Genomic DNA, 16,708 nt, shown 5'->3' on the forward strand with positions numbered 1-16,708 from the left:
AATCGGTGAAGGCGCAGGCGCAACCTCCGCCTCCGTCGGCCCCCCCCGCTCGGGAATTACCGGCGGCTGCGCAGGCTCCAGATCCGGCACCAGCGCGACGGGCTCTTCGGCCACCGGCAGGACCACATTGCTGACCGGCGCTTCGGGCTGCACAGGCTCCAGCGCACCTGGCGCGGTTACCGTCGGCGCAGGCTGCAGAACCTCGGCCTCGACCTCAGCCGCGGGCAGCGCCTGGGCTGGCGGCTCGACGGCAGGCTGTTCTTCGGCTGCCTGGGGCTTCTTGCGAAACCAGCTGAACAGGCCTTTCTTCTGACCAGCCTCGGCCGGCGCTTTCTTGTCGTCGTTGGAACCAAACATGGAGACGGCTATCTCAAGGCAGCGATGAGCCAGCAGTGGCGCATCAGGAATTCAATAGACGCAGAACAGACTATCTTTGATCCGACTGGTTCATGCGTAACGTTTTGGTTTAAAGGCCCGCGGGCCAGAACGGCGACAGGCATGGTCGCCAGGCGACCGGATCAGTATCCTAGCACCTCCAGGCCCGCCGACGCTAAATCCTAGCGGGCCGCCGAACAGGTTGAACCCCCTATGAATGCTCTAGCCCGCCGCGCTGTCGGCCTGCTGCTCGGCACCGTTTGCTTGCCATTCGCCGCCCTTGCCGCCGATACCCAGGCCACCCATGAATTCACCCTCGAGAACGGCCTGAAGGTAGTGGTGCGTGAAGATCACCGCGCCCCCGTGGTGGTGTCGCAGATCTGGTACAAGGTCGGCTCCAGCTACGAAACGCCCGGCCAGACCGGCCTGTCGCACGCCCTCGAGCACATGATGTTCAAGGGCAGCGCCAAGGTAGGCCCAGGCGAAGGCTCGCGCATCTTGCGCGACCTCGGCGCCGAGGAAAACGCCTTCACCAGCGACGACTACACCGCGTACTACCAGGTCCTGGCCCGTGACCGCCTGCCGGTCGCCTTCGAGCTGGAGGCCGACCGCATGGCCAGCCTGCGCCTGCCAGCCAACGAGTTCGCCCGGGAAATCGAAGTCATCAAGGAAGAGCGCCGCCTGCGCACCGATGACAAACCCAACGCCAAGGCTTTCGAGCTGTTCAGCGCCATGGCCTACCCCGCCAGCGGCTACCACACGCCGACCATCGGCTGGATGGCTGACCTGGAACGCATGAAGGTCGAGGAACTGCGCCATTGGTACGAGTCCTGGTACGCGCCGAACAACGCCACGCTGGTGGTGGTGGGCGATGTCAAGGTCGATGAAATCAAGGCCCTGGCGCAGCAGTATTTCGGCGCCATTCCCAAGCGGGACATACCGCCTGCCAAGCTGCCGCTGGAGCTGGCCGAGCCCGGCCAGCGTCAGCTCACCGTGCATGTGGCCACGCAATTGCCAAGCCTGATCTACGGCTTCAACGTGCCAGGCCTGGCCACCGCTGAAGACGCCCGCAGCGTGCATGCCCTGCGGCTGATCTCGGCCCTGCTCGACGGCGGCTACAGCGCACGCCTGCCATCACGCCTCGAACGCGGCCAGGAGCTGGTCGCCGGCGCGTCGTCCGGCTATGACGCCTTTACCCGTGGCGACAGCCTGTTCCTGATTTCTGCCACGCCCAACGTGCAGAAGAACAAGACCCTCGCCGACGTCGAAAAAGGCCTGTGGGAGCAGCTTGACGACCTCAAGAACAACCCGCCCAGCGCAGAAGAGCTCGAGCGCGTGCGCGCTCAGGTCATCGCCGGTCTGGTGTTCGACCGCGATTCGATCAGCAGCCAGGCCACCACCATCGGCCAGCTGGAAACCGTCGGCCTGTCCTGGAAGCTCATCGACAGCGAACTCGATGCCCTCAAGCGCGTGACGCCCAAGGACATCCAGGACGCCGCCCGCACCTACTTCACCCGCGAACGCCTGAGCGTTGCCCATGTACTGCCCGAGGAGTCCGCTCATGAGTGATCGCCGCGCACCGCGCCAGACTTCATTCAACAACAGCCTGATCGCCCTGGCCCTGGCTGTCTCGGCAGTGCTGGCTACGCCCGTGCAGGCTGCCGAGCCCACCCCACCCATGGGTTTGCAGTCGCTCAAGGCGCTCGACAGCAAGGCCCCCAGCCGCCGTCAGCTCAACGTGCAGGACTGGAAAACCGCCGAAGGCGCGCGGGTGCTGTTCGTCGAAGCCCGTGAACTGCCGATGTTCGACCTGCGCCTGACCTTCGCCGCTGGCAGCAGCCAGGATGCCGGCGTCCAAGGCCTGGCCACCCTGACCAACGCCATGCTCAACGAGGGTGTGCAGGGCAAGGACGTCACCGCCATCGCCGAAGGTTTCGAAAACCTCGGCGCCGACTTCGGCAATGGCTCGTACCGCGACATGGCCGTGGCCAGCCTGCGCAGCCTGAGTGCGGCCGACAAGCGCACGCCGGCACTGGACCTGTTCGCTGACGTGGTCGGCAAGCCGACCTTCCCCGAAGACTCCCTCAAGCGCATCAAGAACCAGTTGCTGGCCGGGTTCGAGTACGACAAGCAGAACCCCGGCAAGCTCGGTAGCAAGGCGTTGTCCAGCGCGCTGTACGGCAGCCATCCCTACGGCACGCCGAGCGAAGGCACCGCAGCCTCCATTCCCGGTATCACCCAGGCGCAACTGCACGCGTTCCATGCCAAGGCCTACACCGCAGGTAACGCGGTCATTGCCCTGGTCGGCGATCTTAGCCGCAGCGAGGCTGAAAGCATCGCCGCAAAGGTGTCTGCTGCCCTGCCCAAAGGCCCAGCTTTGGCGGCCCCGGCACAGCCCAGCGAGCCCAAGGCCGAGGTCAAGCACATCGACTTCCCTTCCAAGCAGACCCACCTGATGCTCGCCGAGCTCGGCATCGACCGTAACGACCCGGACTGGGCCGCGTTGTCGATGGGCAACCAGATCTTCGGTGGCGGCGCCTTCGGTACGCGACTGATGACCGAAGTGCGGGAAAAACGCGGCCTGACCTATGGCGTGTACTCCTCGTTCACCCCGATGCAGGTCCGCGGCCCCTTCACCATCGACCTGCAAACCCGTGCCGAGCTGAGCGAAGGCACGCTCAAGCTGGTTCAGGACCTGCTGACCGACTACCTCAAGACCGGCCCTACCCAGCAGGAGCTGGACGATGCCAAGCGTGAACTGGCCGGCAGCTTCCCGCTGTCGACGGCCAGCAATGCCAGCATCGTCGGCCAGCTGGGCGCTATCGGCTTCTACAACCTGCCGCTGACCTGGCTGGAAGACTTCATGCAGCAGTCCCAGGCGCTCACCGTCGAGCAGGTCAAGGCGGCGATGAACAAGCACCTGGCCGCCAACCAGCTGGTGATCGTCACGGTCGGCCCGACCGTGCCGCAGAAGCCACTGCCGCCGCCCACTGAAAGACCCGCCGACCAGCCACTCGGCGTACCGGAGCACTAATGGCCAGAGCAACGACCCCCAACCGGCCGGTAACCGCCAGCAAAGGCGCCGGGCACTTGCGCATCATCGCCGGCGAGTGGCGCAGCCGCCGCCTCGCCGTGCCTGAAGGTGAAGGCCTGCGCCCCACCCCGGACCGTGTGCGTGAAACCGTCTTCAACTGGCTGGCGCCCTACATCGAAGGCGCCCACGTGCTGGACGCCTTCACCGGCAGCGGCGCGCTGGTGCTCGAAGCGCTGTCGCGCGGCGCCGAGAGCGCCGTGGCCCTGGACAGCAACGCTGCCGCCATCGCCAACCTGAAGAACAACCTCGAGCTGCTGCGCAGCCCCCGCGGGCAGATTCTGCACACCGATGCCCTGCGTTACCTGCAAGGCCCGGCCAAGCAGCAGTTCGACCTGGTGTTCCTCGATCCACCCTTCCACAAGGACCTGCTTGCCGACACCTGCACCCTGCTCGAGTCGCAACAGTGGTTGCGCGAGCAGGCATGGATCTACACCGAAAGCGAGGCGGCACCTTCCACCTTGCAGATGCCCGGCAACTGGCGCCTGCACCGCGAGAAAAAGACCGGCCAGGTGCATTACGCGCTCTGGCAGCGTGGCTGATTGCAACCAGCACTGACGTAAGTAACACCGCACCCCACCTCGCCTGACCGAAGCTGCTGCACCTTGATTCCCACACAAGGAGCACTTCGGTCATGCCCACCTCCCCTGCAGCCACGTCGCTCGTGCAGCATGCCGCGTCTGCTGCCACGCATCACTTCACGCTGGACAACGGTTTTCAGGTCGTCTTGCTGGAAGATCATCGAGCCCCCTTGGCCACGGCCCAGCTCTGGTACCACGTCGGCGCCAGCGATGAGCCCGCCGGGCAGTCGGGGTTGTCCCATGCGCTGGAACATCTGGTCTTCACGGGCAGCCGCAAGCTGCCTCGGGGGCAGTACAGCAACGTGCTGGCCCGCCTCGGCGCGCACCCACGCGCATTCACACTCGATGACGCCACGCTCTACGTCGCCACCCTGCCCGTGAATCGACTGGAGATCGTGCTCGAAGCACAGGCCGACATCATGGCCCACGCCCTGCTCGACCCACAGGCCTTCAGCACCGTCCGCGATACGTTGATCAATGAATACCGGCTACGCGTGGACACCTCACCCGACGAGCAGGCCAACCTCCAGCACCTGAGGTTGGCCCACGGCCCGAGCCCGTATGCCCGGTCACGCTACGAGTCGTTCGACGAGCTGCAGGCCATGACGCTGGCCCAGGTTCGGGGCTGGTATGCCCGCCATTACCACCCCAACAACGCTACGCTGGTGGTCGCCGGCGATCTGACCCTGCCCGAACTGCGCACGCGGGTCGAGCGTCATTTCGCTGACCTGCCCGCCTTCGCGACCCAGCGCGCCGTCGCCTTCAGCCACTCGACAGCACTGGGCGAGCGCCGCCAGACCGTGCAGATCAAAGGCCTGCGTCCAGGCGTAGCGCTGAGTTTCAACACCCCTGGCCTGAACACGGCCCCGGCCCCGCAAGCCGTGTACGCACTGCACGTGGCCCTGACGCTGCTCAGCACGGGCGCCAGCTCACGACTGCACAGCGCGCTGGTACGCGATGAGCCCATCCTGCGGGGTGTGCTCAGCGAATTCGACTGGCTGGCTCGCGGCGACACCTTGCTCACCCTGCGGGCGCTCATCAGCCCCGGCCAGATCACCCCGCAGCAAGCGGGCGAGCGCATCCTGAACATCGTCGACAGTCTCGTCCACCACCCTGTCACCGCCGCCGAACTGCAGCGAGCCAAGACCCAGCTGCTCGCACACCAGGTGTTTCGCCGTGATGCCTTGCAAGACCATGCCTACGACGTTGGCCGCTATCTGGTCAGCGGCGCCAGACCGCAAGCGTTCGCGCAGGCGCGTGCCTGGATCGAGGCTGTCAGCGCTGAAGACATTCAACACGCCGCCCGCCAGTACCTGACCCGCGAGCGCCTGACCGTGACCTACACACAGCCCGAGGAAAACGCCCAATGATTGCTATCCAACCCGCGTCCCGGACGGCCGACGATCTACCCTGCATCGATCCCGAGCGGCATGCCGAGGCCATCGATTTCGGTACGCTGGAGTCGGTCGGGCGTATCGACTTGAGCCACCTGCCGAGCATCGATCGCCCTGTGCACAGTTGGCTGACCGCCCACGACAGCCGCGTGCGCTTCATCGAAAGCGCTGAACTGGAGATCATCGACATCGTGCTGCGCTTCGACGCCGGCAGCCGTCTGGACGGGCCTGCCCCTGGGCTGGCTGCGGCAACCCTGTACATGCTCGACCAAGGCGCAGACCACTATGACGCCCAGGGCCTGGCCACTGCCTTCGAAGACCTTGGCGCGTTAGTGACCCGGCAGGTACACCAGGACCATGCGACGTTATCGCTGCGCTGCCTGAACCAACCCGATGTGCTCGAACCCGCGCTGCACCTGCTGAGCACGCTGCTCGGCCGCCCACGCTTCGACGCGCCAGCGCTCGACAAGATCAAGGCGCGCCTGCTCGCACACCTGAACCAGGTCGAGCTAAACCCTGCCAGCGCATTGCAACGGGCAGTATTGAGCCAGTTGTTTGCCGACCACCCTTATGAATCCTACGTCTACGGTACCGTGAGCGCCGTCAGCGCGCTCACCCAGGACGACCTGCGCACGTTCCACCGCCGCGCCTACAGCGCGCGGAACGTGGATATCGCCGTGGTGGGCAACCTGTCCCTGGCCCAGGCACACGCCCTCACGGGCCGTTTGAGCGCGGCGCTGACGCAGGACTGGGCCGCGGTCGCATTGCCGACGCCGCGGCCCAGCGCAACCACACGACGCGAATTGCCCGGCGCCGGCAGCGGCGTGCAGGCGATGCTGGCCATGCCCTTGCAACTGCACCCTGGCGATCCCGACCACGCAGCGATGGTGCTGGGCTGCAAGGTGTTGGGTGGCGGCCTCGGTTCGCGCTTGTCGAGCGAACTGCGCGAGCGTCGTGCATTGAGTTACGACATCCGCGCCGTGCTAACGCTGTGGCGCGCCGGGGGCGTGCTGCGGGTGGAGTGGGACATCGCTGCCGAATACACCGAAGCCTCTCGCCGCCGGGTCCTGGCAATCATCGGCTGCCTGGTCGAGCGAGGCCCCAGCGCGGCCGAGCTGGAACGCGCCTTGAACCAGTACGCAGGCGAACTGCTACTCACCGCAGCACGCAACGATCGTAGCGCAGCGCAACTGGCTGAACACAGCCAGCTGGGGCTGCCGATGGACTACCTGTCCCGGCACCTCGAGCAACTCCAAGCCTTGACGCCCGCGCAGGTGCACCAGGCCCTGCAACGCTGGATCGATGTGCAGCAGATGAGCTTCTTCACGGTCGGCCCACGCCAGGCACAACAGCATCTGCCCAGCCTTGCCGACGCATAGCGCAGCCCACGCCCGTCAGTTGAGCCGCGCCTGACGATTGCCGGCGCTTACCTGCCCCATCAGTCAACTGACTGGCGTTGATCCACCAGGCGGTGTTTCGTGGCAAGCTGCCAGGGCTTACCTGGAGTCTTACAGCATGCCCACCCGCACCGCCCCTTTTCGTCCCGCCACCGGCCTGGCCAACCCGCACCTGCAAACCCTGTGGGGCCCGCTCTGGCGCAAGCTTGCGCCCCTCGAGCGTGAGCGTGAGCGGCTATGGCTGGCCGATGGCGACTTCATCGACCTGGACTGGTACGGCCCACATCAGCCTGACGCGCCACTGGTACTGGTGCTGCACGGCCTCACCGGCTCGTCCAACTCGCCCTATGTCAAAGGCCTGCAGCTGGCCCTCGCGGCGCGCGGCTGGGCCAGCGTGGCGGTGAACTGGCGGGGATGCTCGGGCGAACCCAACCTGCTGCCACGCAGCTACCATTCCGGCGCCAGCGAAGACCTCGCCGAAATCATCGAATTGCTGCGCGCCAAGCGCCCGCTGGCCCCGCTGCATGCGGTGGGCTATTCCCTGGGCGGCAATGTGCTGCTCAAATACCTGGGCGAACGCGGCGCGCAGAGCCAGCTGCAATCGGCGGTGGCCGTGTCGGTGCCGTTTCGCCTGGACCAGTGCGCCGACCGCATCGGCCTGGGCTTTTCCAAGGTCTACCAGGCGCATTTCATGCGCGAGATGCTGGCCTACGTGCAGAACAAGCAGCGCCACTTGCGCGACGGTGGCCATCACGCCACGGTGGAAACACTCGACGGCCTGGGTTCGCTGCGCAACCTGAAGACGTTCTGGGAGTTCGACGGCAAGGTCACCGCCCCGCTCAACGGCTTTCGCGACGTTCACGACTACTACAAGCGCGCCTCCAGCCGTTTCTACCTGGCCGACAACCGCACACCCACCTTGATCATCCATGCCAAGGACGACCCCTTCGTGTTCAGCCACAGCGTGCCCAGCCCGGAAGAGCTGCCGCCACAGACGCAGTTCGAGCTGCATGCGCGGGGCGGCCACGTGGGGTTTGTCGAAGGCAGCCTGCGCCGGCCGCACTATTACCTGGAACGGCGCATCCCGCAGTGGCTGGTGGACGGTGTCTAGCGGGCTGCGGGATCAGTCGCCCGTGGCGACTTCCCGCTGTGGATCGGTGATCCACTCGCTCCATGACCCGGGGTACAGACGGCCCAGTGGATAACCGGCCAAGGCCATGGCGAACAGGTTGTGGCACGCCGACACGCCCGAGCCGCAGTACGCCACCAGTTGCTCGGCCGGGCGCTCGCCCAGGGCTGCGGCAAAGCGTTGCCTGAGCTGCTCTGGCGTGCGGAAGTGCCCGTCGGCCTCGAGGTTATCGTTGAAGGCCTGGCACTGGGCGCCCGGAATATGCCCGGCGACCGGATCGATCGGCTCGACCTCACCGCGAAAACGCGGCAGGCCGCGGGCATCGATCAAGGTCATGGCCGGGTTGTGCAGGCGCTGGAGCAGATGCTCGGCATCGATCACAAGCTCTGCGCTCGGTGCGCCGCTGAAGCCGCCTTCGCGCTTGTCGGGCGGGTCCAGGCTCAGCGGCAGGTGCGCCGCATGCCAGGCCTTCAGGCCGCCGTCGAGCAGCGCCACGCCATCGCGCTTGCCCAGCCAGACCAGCAGCCACCAGGCACGCGCCGCGAACAGCCCCGGGCCGTCGTCATACAGCACCACCTCGCTGTCGGCACTGATACCCCACTCCCTGAGCCGGGCCGACAGCTGCGCCGGATCGGGCAACGGATGGCGCCCGGTACGGCCCTTGCTCACCGCCCCGCTGAGGTCGCGCTCAAGATCGGCGAAATGCGCACCCGCGATATGCCCCTCGGCGTAGCTGCGTTGACCGTAGTCGACATCGTCCAGTGAAAAACGGCAGTCGAGGATTACCACCCCAGGCGTCTCCAGACGCTCGGCCAACTGCTGCGGGGTGATCAATTGCGCAAGCGGCATGACTAACTCCTTATCGATGACGGGGGTGGCGCAGGGCGAGGTTCATCTTACGGTCATCTGCAACCTGCTGTGTAGCTGCGTGCGGCGCCAAGGCGCACAGGCCCGACAGGCGCGAACGACGTGTCGACCGCCGGTCGGCCAGGTGACAGGCAATACCCGCACTGTCTACAGTGCCATCATTCGACCACGCGACTTGGCCGGGCGCAGTCGCTGCGCTACCATCCGACTCCCCAACGCACTCCTGCCAGGATCAAGCGATGAACCGAGTGTTGTACCCGGGTACTTTCGACCCGATTACCAAGGGCCATGGCGACCTGGTCGAGCGTGCTTCGCGGCTGTTCGATCACGTGATCATTGCCGTGGCGGCCAGCCCCAAGAAAAATCCGCTGTTCCCGCTGGAACAACGGGTGGCGCTGGCGCAGGAGGTGACCCGCCACCTGCCGAACGTCACCGTGCTCGGTTTTTCCACCCTGCTTGCTGCGTTTGCCAAGGAACAGGGCGCCAATGTGCTGCTGCGCGGGCTACGGGCGGTGTCGGATTTCGAGTATGAATTCCAGCTGGCCAACATGAACCGGCAACTGGCCCCCGATGTGGAAAGCCTGTTCCTTACCCCATCAGAGCGTTATTCGTTCATTTCCTCGACGCTGGTCCGCGAAATTGCGGCGCTGGGCGGCGACATCACCAAGTTCGTGCACCCGGTCGTGGCCGACGCGCTGACCGAGCGTTTCAAGCAATAGCCCCAGGGGCGTAAACACGCGCCCGCGTGCACTGCGGGCGTGAATGCGGCACAATTGCGCCCTTGCTCAGTTAGCTACATGCCCGGGCGCGATGCCCCGGCCGGAGTCCCCATGTCCCTGATCATCACCGACGATTGCATCAACTGCGACGTTTGCGAACCCGAGTGCCCGAACGCCGCGATCTCTCAAGGCGAGGAGATCTACGTGATCGACCCCAACCTGTGCACCCAGTGTGTGGGCCATTACGACGAGCCGCAGTGCCAGCAGGTCTGCCCGGTCGACTGCATCCCGCTGGATGAAGCCCACCCGGAGACCGAAGAACAGCTCATGGCCAAGTACCGCCAGATCACCGGCAAGGCCTAGGTTCTGTCTGAAAAGTCTTGAGCGAAGGTTAGGCAAGGCAAAAACAGCCGAGGAAGCGGAGTTTACTAGAGTAAATGAGCATTCCGAGGCTGTTTTTAACGCAGCATAACCGAGTCTCAAGGCTTTTCAGACAGAGCCTAGGCGTTCGCTACAGCGCCCGGTCCACCCGGCTCAGCGCTGGCAGCGCAGGCAGTACACGCTTGCCCGCTGGCCCAGCTTGACCTCGCGCAAGGTCGTGCCGCAGACCTTGCACAGCTCCCCGCCCCGTCCGTACACGAACAGCTCCTGCTGGAAGTATCCCGGCTGACCGTCGCCGCCGATGAAATCGCGCAACGTGGTGCCGCCGCGCTCGATGGCGGCCGCCAGAATGCGTTTGATCTCGCTCGACAAGCGCTGGTACCGCGCCCGGGAAATCCCGCCGGCCTCGCGCCGCGGATCGATGCCGGCCGCGAACAGTGCCTCGCTCGCATAGATATTGCCCACGCCCACCACCACCGCTTTGTCCATGATGAACGGCTTGACCGCCATCGAACGCCCGCGTGAGAGCTGGAACAACCGCTCGCCATCGAACAGCTCGGTCAGCGGCTCCGGGCCCAGGCGCAGCAGCAGTGCGTGGTTGAGCGGGTCGAGGCTCCAGAGCATCGCGCCGAAGCGCCGCGGGTCGGTGTAACGCAGGATCAGGCCGGACTCCAGCTCGATATCGACATGCTCGTGCTTGCCCACCGGCGAGCCGCCCTCGACCAGCCGCAAGTTGCCCGACATGCCCAGGTGGCTGATCAGCGTGCCCACCTCGGCATTGATCAGCAGGTATTTGGCGCGCCGCTCGACGGTCACGATGCGTTGCCCCGACAGGCGCACGTCGAGGTCTTCGGGGATCGGCCAACGCAAGCGGCGATCACGCACGATCACACGGTTGACGCGCTGGCCTTCGAGGAAGGGCGCGATCCCGCGTCGGGTAGTTTCGACTTCTGGCAGTTCCGGCATGAATCAGTGCCCGCTCGATTCTCGGATGTTCTGTTTGAGGCTGTCGAAGTCGTATTCCGACAGCCCGATGTAGTCCAGCACCAACGGCGCGATGGCGTTCCACTCGTGGTCGACGCTCTGGCTGCCCAGCACGCGGTAGGACGCGCAGATGTGCTCGGCCATCTTGAGTATTGCCAGCAGATTCTTCAACTGCGGGTTGGCATTGTGCGATGACTCATCGCTGAACACGGCCAGGGCATTGTGATGGTTGGCGATGGCCATGATCAGGTGCTCCGGCAAACGCCACGAGCGGGCGGTGTAGTAGCCGACCACCGAATGGTTGGTGTTGAGCGCACGGTTTTCCGTGTCCACCACGCGCCAGCCTTCATTGGCCTGGGCGTAGGCCTCTTCCAGCACGGCCATGTAATCGGGAAAGCGCTTGAGCATCAGCGGCACGCCACAGTCGTGAAACAGCCCGAGCGCGTAGGCTTCGTCGGTCGCCTGGATGCCCGTACGCTTGGCCAGCGTCAGGCAGGTGTTGGCCACATCCTGGGCGGTGTCCCAGAAGCGGTTGAGGGTCACGATCGTTTCATCGCTCATCTCGCCCTTGATCGACTGGGCGTTGATCAGGTTGATGATCGAGCGGCTGCCCAGCAGATTGACCGCCTTCTGGATCGAGCCGATCTTGTTGCTCAGACCGAACTGCGGCGAATTGACCAGCTTGAGCAGCGCGCCGGAGAGGCCAGGATCCTGGGCGATCAAGCGGGCGATGGTGCCCAGGTCCGGGTCTGGCATGTATTGCTCGAACTGCAGGTCGACGAGGATCTGCGGCTGCGGGGGAATGCTGATGCCTTGCAAGGCTTGCTGTATCTGCTCGGGGGTCAGTTCGGGGGCCATGTGCACGTACTCGGAAAGATGCCCCGATTCTACCTGCAGCACAGGCAATCGTTGAGCGTGAACTTCGCTGGATGAACCATTTGTCACAGGCCGGCGCTCGGGCACGACCGGGCGTGGCCGACACGTTATACTCCCGCTCTTTTTTCCCCGGAGCGACGTCATGTCCCTGCCCAGCCTTCGCCTCAAAGCCAACGCCGACCGCCGCCTGCGCGCCGGTCACCTATGGGTCTACAGCAACGAGATCGACGTCGCCGCCACCCCGCTGCAAGGCCTGAGCGCCGGACAGCAGGCCATTCTCGAAAGCGCCAGCGGCAAGCCCCTGGGCGTGGTCGCCGTGAGCCCGAACAACCTGATCTGCGCCCGCCTGCTGTCGCGCGACGCCAAGCTGATGCTGGACAAATCCCTGTTGGTGCACCGCCTCAACGTGGCCTTGTCGCTGCGCGAGCGGCTGTTCGACACGCCGTGCTACCGCCTGGTCTACGGTGATTCCGACCTGCTGCCGGGCCTGGTCGTGGATCGCTTCTTCGACATCCTGGTGGTGCAGCTGGCTTCGGCGACCATGGAAGCGCACAAGGACGAGGTCATCGCCGCCCTGGTACAGGTGCTCAAACCCAGCGGCATCCTGTTCAAGAACGACTCCGCCGCGCGCGACGCCGAAGGCCTCGAGCGTTACGTCGACACCGTCTACGGCGAAGTGCCGGACTGGGTCGCGCTGGAAGAAAACGGCGTAAAGTTCGAAGCCCCGGTGCGTGAAGGGCAGAAGACCGGCTGGTTCTACGACCACCGCATGAACCGCGCGCGCCTGGCGCCCTACGTGGGCGGCAAGCGCGTGCTCGACCTGTTCAGCTACATCGGCGGCTGGGGTGTGCAGGCCGGTGCGTTCGGTGCCAGTGAAGTGTTCTGCGTCGACGCCTCGGGCTTTGCCCTGGACGGCGTGGAGCGCAACGCCGCGCTGAACGGTATCGCAGAGAAGATGACCTGCATCGAAGGCGATGTCTTCGAGGCGCTCAAAGAGCTCAAGGCCGCTGAAGAGCGCTTCGACGTGATCATTGCCGACCCGCCCGCCTTCATCAAGCGCAAGAAAGACCTGAAGAATGGCGAAGGTGCGTACCGCCGCCTCAACGAGCAAGCCATGCGCCTGCTGAACAAGGACGGCATTCTGGTCAGCGCCTCGTGCTCGATGCACCTGCCCGAAGACGACCTCAACGGCATCCTGCTGACCAGCGCCCGCCACCTGGACCGCAACCTGCAGTTGCTCGAACGCGGCGGCCAGGGCCCGGACCATCCGGTGCACCCGGCAATCCCGGAAACGCGCTACATCAAGAGCATTACCTGCCGGTTGCTGCCCAATAGCTGAAGCGCGCCATGCGCGGGCCCAGCGTGCGACCACCTCAAGCGTGGTCGCTGTCGCCAAGGCGCTCTCAGATCTCCAGGACGTGCGACGCAATCCCGAAATACACCAGTACCCCCACCGCATCGGCGATCGATGTGACCAGCGGTCCGCTCGCGGTGGCAGGGTCGAGCTTGAGTCGGCTGAGCATGAACGGCAGGCTCATGCCAATCAGGCTGCCCATCAGCACGATCAGCACCATGCTGCTGGCAACGATCAAGGCGATATCTGCACCTCCGCGCACCAGGCCGAGGCCGGCGACCGCGAGGGCCATGGTGGCCCCCAGGGCCAGGGCAACCCCGCATTCACGCTTGAGCAATTGCAGCCAGTCACGCAGTACCACTTCACCCGTCGCCAGACCACGGACCATCAAGGTTGCGGACTGCGCACCCGCGTTGCCGCCGCTGTCGACCAGCAACGGCAGGAAGAACACCAATGCAATGTGCGCCGCGATGGTGTCTTCGAAGGCCGCGATCCCGGCGCCGGAGAACAGGTTGCCGAAGACCAGCAGCACCAGCCATAGCACACGCTTGCGGTAGAGCAGGCCGAGGGTGGCGGTTTTCAGGTTGCCGATGTGGGTGGTGATCGACGCGCCTTTGTGGAAGTCCTCGGTAGCGGCATCGACCACCACGTCCATGGCCTCGTCGCACGTGATGATGCCTACCAGGCGTCCGGCATCGTCGATGACCGGTACCGCCAGCAGGTCGTGCGTGCGAATCAACCGCGCCACGTCTTCCTGCGAGGTGGAAACGCTCACGCTGAGCACCTGGCGCGTCATGATCCGTTCCACGGGGCAGTCCGGCAGCGCCAGGATCAACTCGCGCAGGGAAACCGTGCCGAGCAGGTTGCGCGCGCTATCCAGGACATACGACTGATAGATGGTTTCGGCATCGGCCGCCTCGTGGCGCAGCATGTCGATGGCCTGGCTGGCGTGCAGGCCACGATCGAGGCTCGAGTACTGACTGGTCATGAGCGCGCCGGCAGTGCCTTCGCGGTAGTGGCCGAGTTGCAGGAACTGATCGCGGCGGGCCTGGGCGGCTTGGCGCAGATCGTCTGGGGAAGGGGTCGCGTGTAAATCGTGATGCATGAGAGTCTCCAGGCGCCGTGCAGGCACCTGCGGACCTCACCCTGTCGGGCTCAAGCCTGCGGCAGCCCTGGCGACGGCGCGCTCAGTGCCAGATGACAGATTCCGGGGGAACTGAAACTGGGAAGGTCCATTGAGGTGTATCTCGTCGAGCCGCACATGCGGCGCGGCAATCATAGGGAGGGGCATGGCCGAAGTCAGCCTCGGGCTCGCCAATTGGTAGATTTTCGGAAGTGTCCTACACGGCGTTCGATCCATGGCCGGCTCAGAACGCCGCGAACCCGCAGCCGCCGGACGTCCAACTCGCCGTTCCTTCCCTGCCCTGGCGGTGTAGAATCGGCCCTATTCATCGCCAGTCATCCCCCGGCGGGTTTATGAGCTCTGGTCGAGCACGCGGTGATCCCGTGCTGTCGTCGACCTCATCCGTGCCAACGGCAACCGGCTTTCGGCGCAATGGACAAGAGAAGCTCACTTCCCCTTTACGTGACCTGATCAAGCCGCCAGGAGTGCTTCATGCCTGATTATCGTTCCAAGACTTCCACCCACGGCCGCAACATGGCCGGCGCCCGTGCCTTGTGGCGCGCCACCGGCATGAAAGACGACGACTTCAAGAAGCCGATCATCGCCATCGCCAACTCGTTCACCCAGTTCGTCCCGGGGCACGTGCACCTGAAGGACCTGGGCCAGCTGGTTGCCCGCGAAATCGAACGCGCCGGTGGCGTGGCCAAGGAATTCAACACCATCGCGGTCGATGACGGCATCGCCATGGGCCACGATGGCATGCTCTATTCGCTGCCCAGCCGCGAAATCATCGCCGATGCGGTCGAGTACATGGTCAACGCGCACTGCGCCGACGCCATCGTCTGCATCTCCAACTGCGACAAGATCACCCCTGGCATGCTGATGGCCGCACTGCGCCTGAACATCCCGGTGATCTTCGTTTCCGGTGGGCCGATGGAAGCGGGCAAAACCAAGCTGGCCAGCCACGGCCTGGACCTGGTCGACGCCATGGTGATCGCCGCTGACTCGTCGGCTTCCGACGAAAAAGTCGCCGAGTACGAGCGCAGCGCCTGCCCGACCTGTGGTTCCTGCTCCGGGATGTTCACCGCCAACTCGATGAACTGCCTGACCGAAGCGCTGGGCCTGGCCCTGCCGGGCAATGGCTCGACCCTGGCCACCCACGCCGACCGCGAGCAGCTGTTCCTGCAGGCTGGGCGTACCATCGTCGAGCTGTGCAAGCGCTATTACGGTGAGAACGACGAATCGGTACTGCCGCGCAGCATCGCCAACTTCAAGGCGTTCGAGAACGCCATGATGCTCGACATCGCCATGGGCGGTTCGACCAACACCATCCTCCACCTGCTGGCCGCAGCGCAGGAAGGCGAAGTCGAATTCGACCTGCGCGACATCGACCGTTTGTCGCGGACCGTGCCACAGCTGTGCAAGGTGGCGCCGAACATCCAGAAGTACCACATGGAAGATGTGCACCGCGCCGGCGGCATCTTCAGCATCCTCGGCTCGCTGGCCCGTGGCGGCCTGCTGCACACCGATCTGCCCACCGTGCACAGCGCGAGCATGGAGCAAGCCATCGCCAAGTGGGACATCACCCAGACCGACGACGAAGCCGTGCACACCTTCTTCAAGGCCGGCCCTGGCGGCATCCCGACCCAGACCGCCTTCAGCCAGTCGACCCGCTGGGAAACCCTCGACGACGACCGCGAGAACGGCTGCATCCGCAGTTTCGAGCACGCCTACTCGCAGGAAGGCGGCCTGGCTGTGCTGTACGGCAACATCGCGATGGACGGCTGTGTGGTCAAGACCGCCGGTGTCGACGAGTCGATCCACGTGTTCGAAGGCAACGCGAAGATCTTCGAGAGCCAGGACAGCGCCGTGCGCGGCATCCTTGCCGATGAAGTGAAGGCTGGCGACATCGTCATCATTCGCTACGAGGGCCCGAAAGGTGGCCCGGGCATGCAGGAAATGCTCTACCCGACCTCGTACCTGAAGTCCAAGGGCCTGGGCAAGGCCTGCGCGCTGCTCACCGACGGTCGCTTCTCGGGCGGCACCTCGGGCCTGTCCATCGGTCACGCCTCGCCCGAAGCTGCTGCCGGTGGCGCGATTGGTCTGGTGCGCGATGGCGACAAGGTGCTGATCGACATCCCCAACCGCTCGATCAACCTGCTGGTCAGCGATGAAGAGCTATCGCATCGCCGTATCGAGCAGGACAAGCAAGGCTGGAAACCGGTCGAAGTCCGCCCACGCAAAGTCACCACTGCCCTCAAGGCCTACGCCCTGCTGGCGACCAGCGCTGACAAGGGCGCGGTGCGCAACAAGGCGATGCTCGAAGGGCTGTAAGGCTCGGTAGGCCTGATCGGAAAAACCGGCGCCGGGTGCGCCTAATGCCAGTCAGTTAAGTGAAAGGGACCGCTTCGCGGTCCATCGCGGCTGACCGGAGCGC

The 16,708-nt window shown here is 65.0% G+C and carries 13 protein-coding genes and 2 pseudogenes; 10 read left to right on the forward strand and 5 right to left on the reverse strand.

Features of this window, described 5'->3' with window-relative positions; genetic code table 11:
* A pseudogene (locus tag RT028_RS16130) lies at positions 1-357 on the reverse strand (signal recognition particle-docking protein FtsY); the annotation flags it as partial.
* A gap of 231 nt (positions 358-588) precedes the next feature.
* Between RT028_RS16130 and RT028_RS16135 the strand changes: the two are divergent.
* The 6 genes and pseudogenes from RT028_RS16135 to RT028_RS16160 all read left to right on the forward strand — a co-directional run bounded on the left by RT028_RS16135 (position 589) and on the right by RT028_RS16160 (position 7,949).
* Positions 589-1,944: a pitrilysin family protein gene (locus RT028_RS16135; RefSeq protein WP_312936122.1), complete on the forward strand. Its 1,356-nt coding sequence runs from the start codon at positions 589-591 to the stop codon at positions 1,942-1,944.
* 112 nt (positions 1,945-2,056) lie between these two features.
* Positions 2,057-3,409 (forward strand): annotated as a pseudogene (locus tag RT028_RS16140) (M16 family metallopeptidase); the annotation flags it as partial.
* On the forward strand, positions 3,409-4,008 hold the full coding sequence (gene rsmD / locus RT028_RS16145) for a 16S rRNA (guanine(966)-N(2))-methyltransferase RsmD (RefSeq protein WP_312936124.1): 600 nt from the start codon (positions 3,409-3,411) through the stop codon (positions 4,006-4,008). The pseudogene RT028_RS16140 and the gene rsmD, both read left to right, overlap by 1 nt.
* Positions 4,009-4,100: 92 nt before the next feature.
* The gene (locus RT028_RS16150; protein WP_312936125.1) at positions 4,101-5,417 is read left to right on the forward strand and encodes a pitrilysin family protein; all 1,317 of its coding nucleotides are present in this window, start codon (positions 4,101-4,103) and stop codon (positions 5,415-5,417) included.
* Complete coding sequence (locus tag RT028_RS16155; protein ID WP_312936126.1) at positions 5,414-6,820, forward strand: pitrilysin family protein; 1,407 nt, start codon at positions 5,414-5,416, stop codon at positions 6,818-6,820. The genes RT028_RS16150 and RT028_RS16155 overlap by 4 nt, the downstream gene beginning before the upstream one ends.
* Before the next feature lie 136 nt (positions 6,821-6,956).
* Complete coding sequence (locus RT028_RS16160; protein ID WP_312936127.1) at positions 6,957-7,949, forward strand: hydrolase; 993 nt, start codon at positions 6,957-6,959, stop codon at positions 7,947-7,949.
* Positions 7,950-7,961: 12 nt separating this feature from the next.
* On the opposite strand, the gene RT028_RS16165 is transcribed toward RT028_RS16160, so the two are convergent.
* On the reverse strand, positions 7,962-8,816 hold the full coding sequence (locus RT028_RS16165) for a sulfurtransferase (RefSeq protein WP_312936128.1): 855 nt from the start codon (positions 8,814-8,816) through the stop codon (positions 7,962-7,964).
* 257 nt (positions 8,817-9,073) lie between these two features.
* Between RT028_RS16165 and coaD the strand changes: the two genes are divergently transcribed.
* Entirely contained in the window at positions 9,074-9,553 is a 480-nt protein-coding gene (gene coaD / locus RT028_RS16170) for a pantetheine-phosphate adenylyltransferase (RefSeq protein WP_312936129.1), read from the forward strand.
* Between the two features lie 111 nt (positions 9,554-9,664).
* Positions 9,665-9,916, forward strand: a complete 252-nt coding sequence (locus RT028_RS16175) for a YfhL family 4Fe-4S dicluster ferredoxin (protein WP_020295838.1) — start codon at positions 9,665-9,667, stop codon at positions 9,914-9,916.
* A 171-nt stretch (positions 9,917-10,087) separates the two neighbouring features.
* Here RT028_RS16175 and mutM read toward each other — a convergent pair whose 3' ends face one another.
* Both mutM and RT028_RS16185 read right to left on the reverse strand, forming a co-directional pair.
* The gene (gene mutM, locus RT028_RS16180) at positions 10,088-10,900 is read right to left on the reverse strand and encodes a bifunctional DNA-formamidopyrimidine glycosylase/DNA-(apurinic or apyrimidinic site) lyase (protein WP_312936130.1); all 813 of its coding nucleotides are present in this window, start codon (positions 10,898-10,900) and stop codon (positions 10,088-10,090) included.
* A 3-nt stretch (positions 10,901-10,903) separates the two neighbouring features.
* Positions 10,904-11,722 (reverse strand): HDOD domain-containing protein, encoded by an 819-nt coding sequence (locus tag RT028_RS16185; protein ID WP_312936134.1) that lies wholly within the window; start codon positions 11,720-11,722, stop codon positions 10,904-10,906.
* A 214-nt stretch (positions 11,723-11,936) separates the two neighbouring features.
* On the opposite strand from RT028_RS16185, the gene RT028_RS16190 reads away from it, so the two are divergent.
* Complete coding sequence (locus RT028_RS16190; RefSeq protein ID WP_312936131.1) at positions 11,937-13,133, forward strand: class I SAM-dependent rRNA methyltransferase; 1,197 nt, start codon at positions 11,937-11,939, stop codon at positions 13,131-13,133.
* Between the two features lie 64 nt (positions 13,134-13,197).
* On the opposite strand, the gene mgtE is transcribed toward RT028_RS16190, so the two are convergent.
* Positions 13,198-14,253, reverse strand: coding sequence for a magnesium transporter (gene mgtE / locus RT028_RS16195; protein ID WP_312936132.1), 1,056 nt, complete (start codon positions 14,251-14,253; stop codon positions 13,198-13,200).
* A gap of 510 nt (positions 14,254-14,763) precedes the next feature.
* Between mgtE and ilvD the strand changes: the two genes are divergently transcribed.
* Positions 14,764-16,605 (forward strand): dihydroxy-acid dehydratase, encoded by a 1,842-nt coding sequence (gene ilvD, locus RT028_RS16200; protein WP_312936133.1) that lies wholly within the window; start codon positions 14,764-14,766, stop codon positions 16,603-16,605.
* Positions 16,606-16,708 lie beyond the last annotated feature (103 nt).

The sequence above is a fragment of the Pseudomonas sp. genome, assembly GCF_032058845.1.
In the GTDB taxonomy this organism is placed as follows: Bacteria; Pseudomonadota; Gammaproteobacteria; order Pseudomonadales; family Pseudomonadaceae; genus Aquipseudomonas.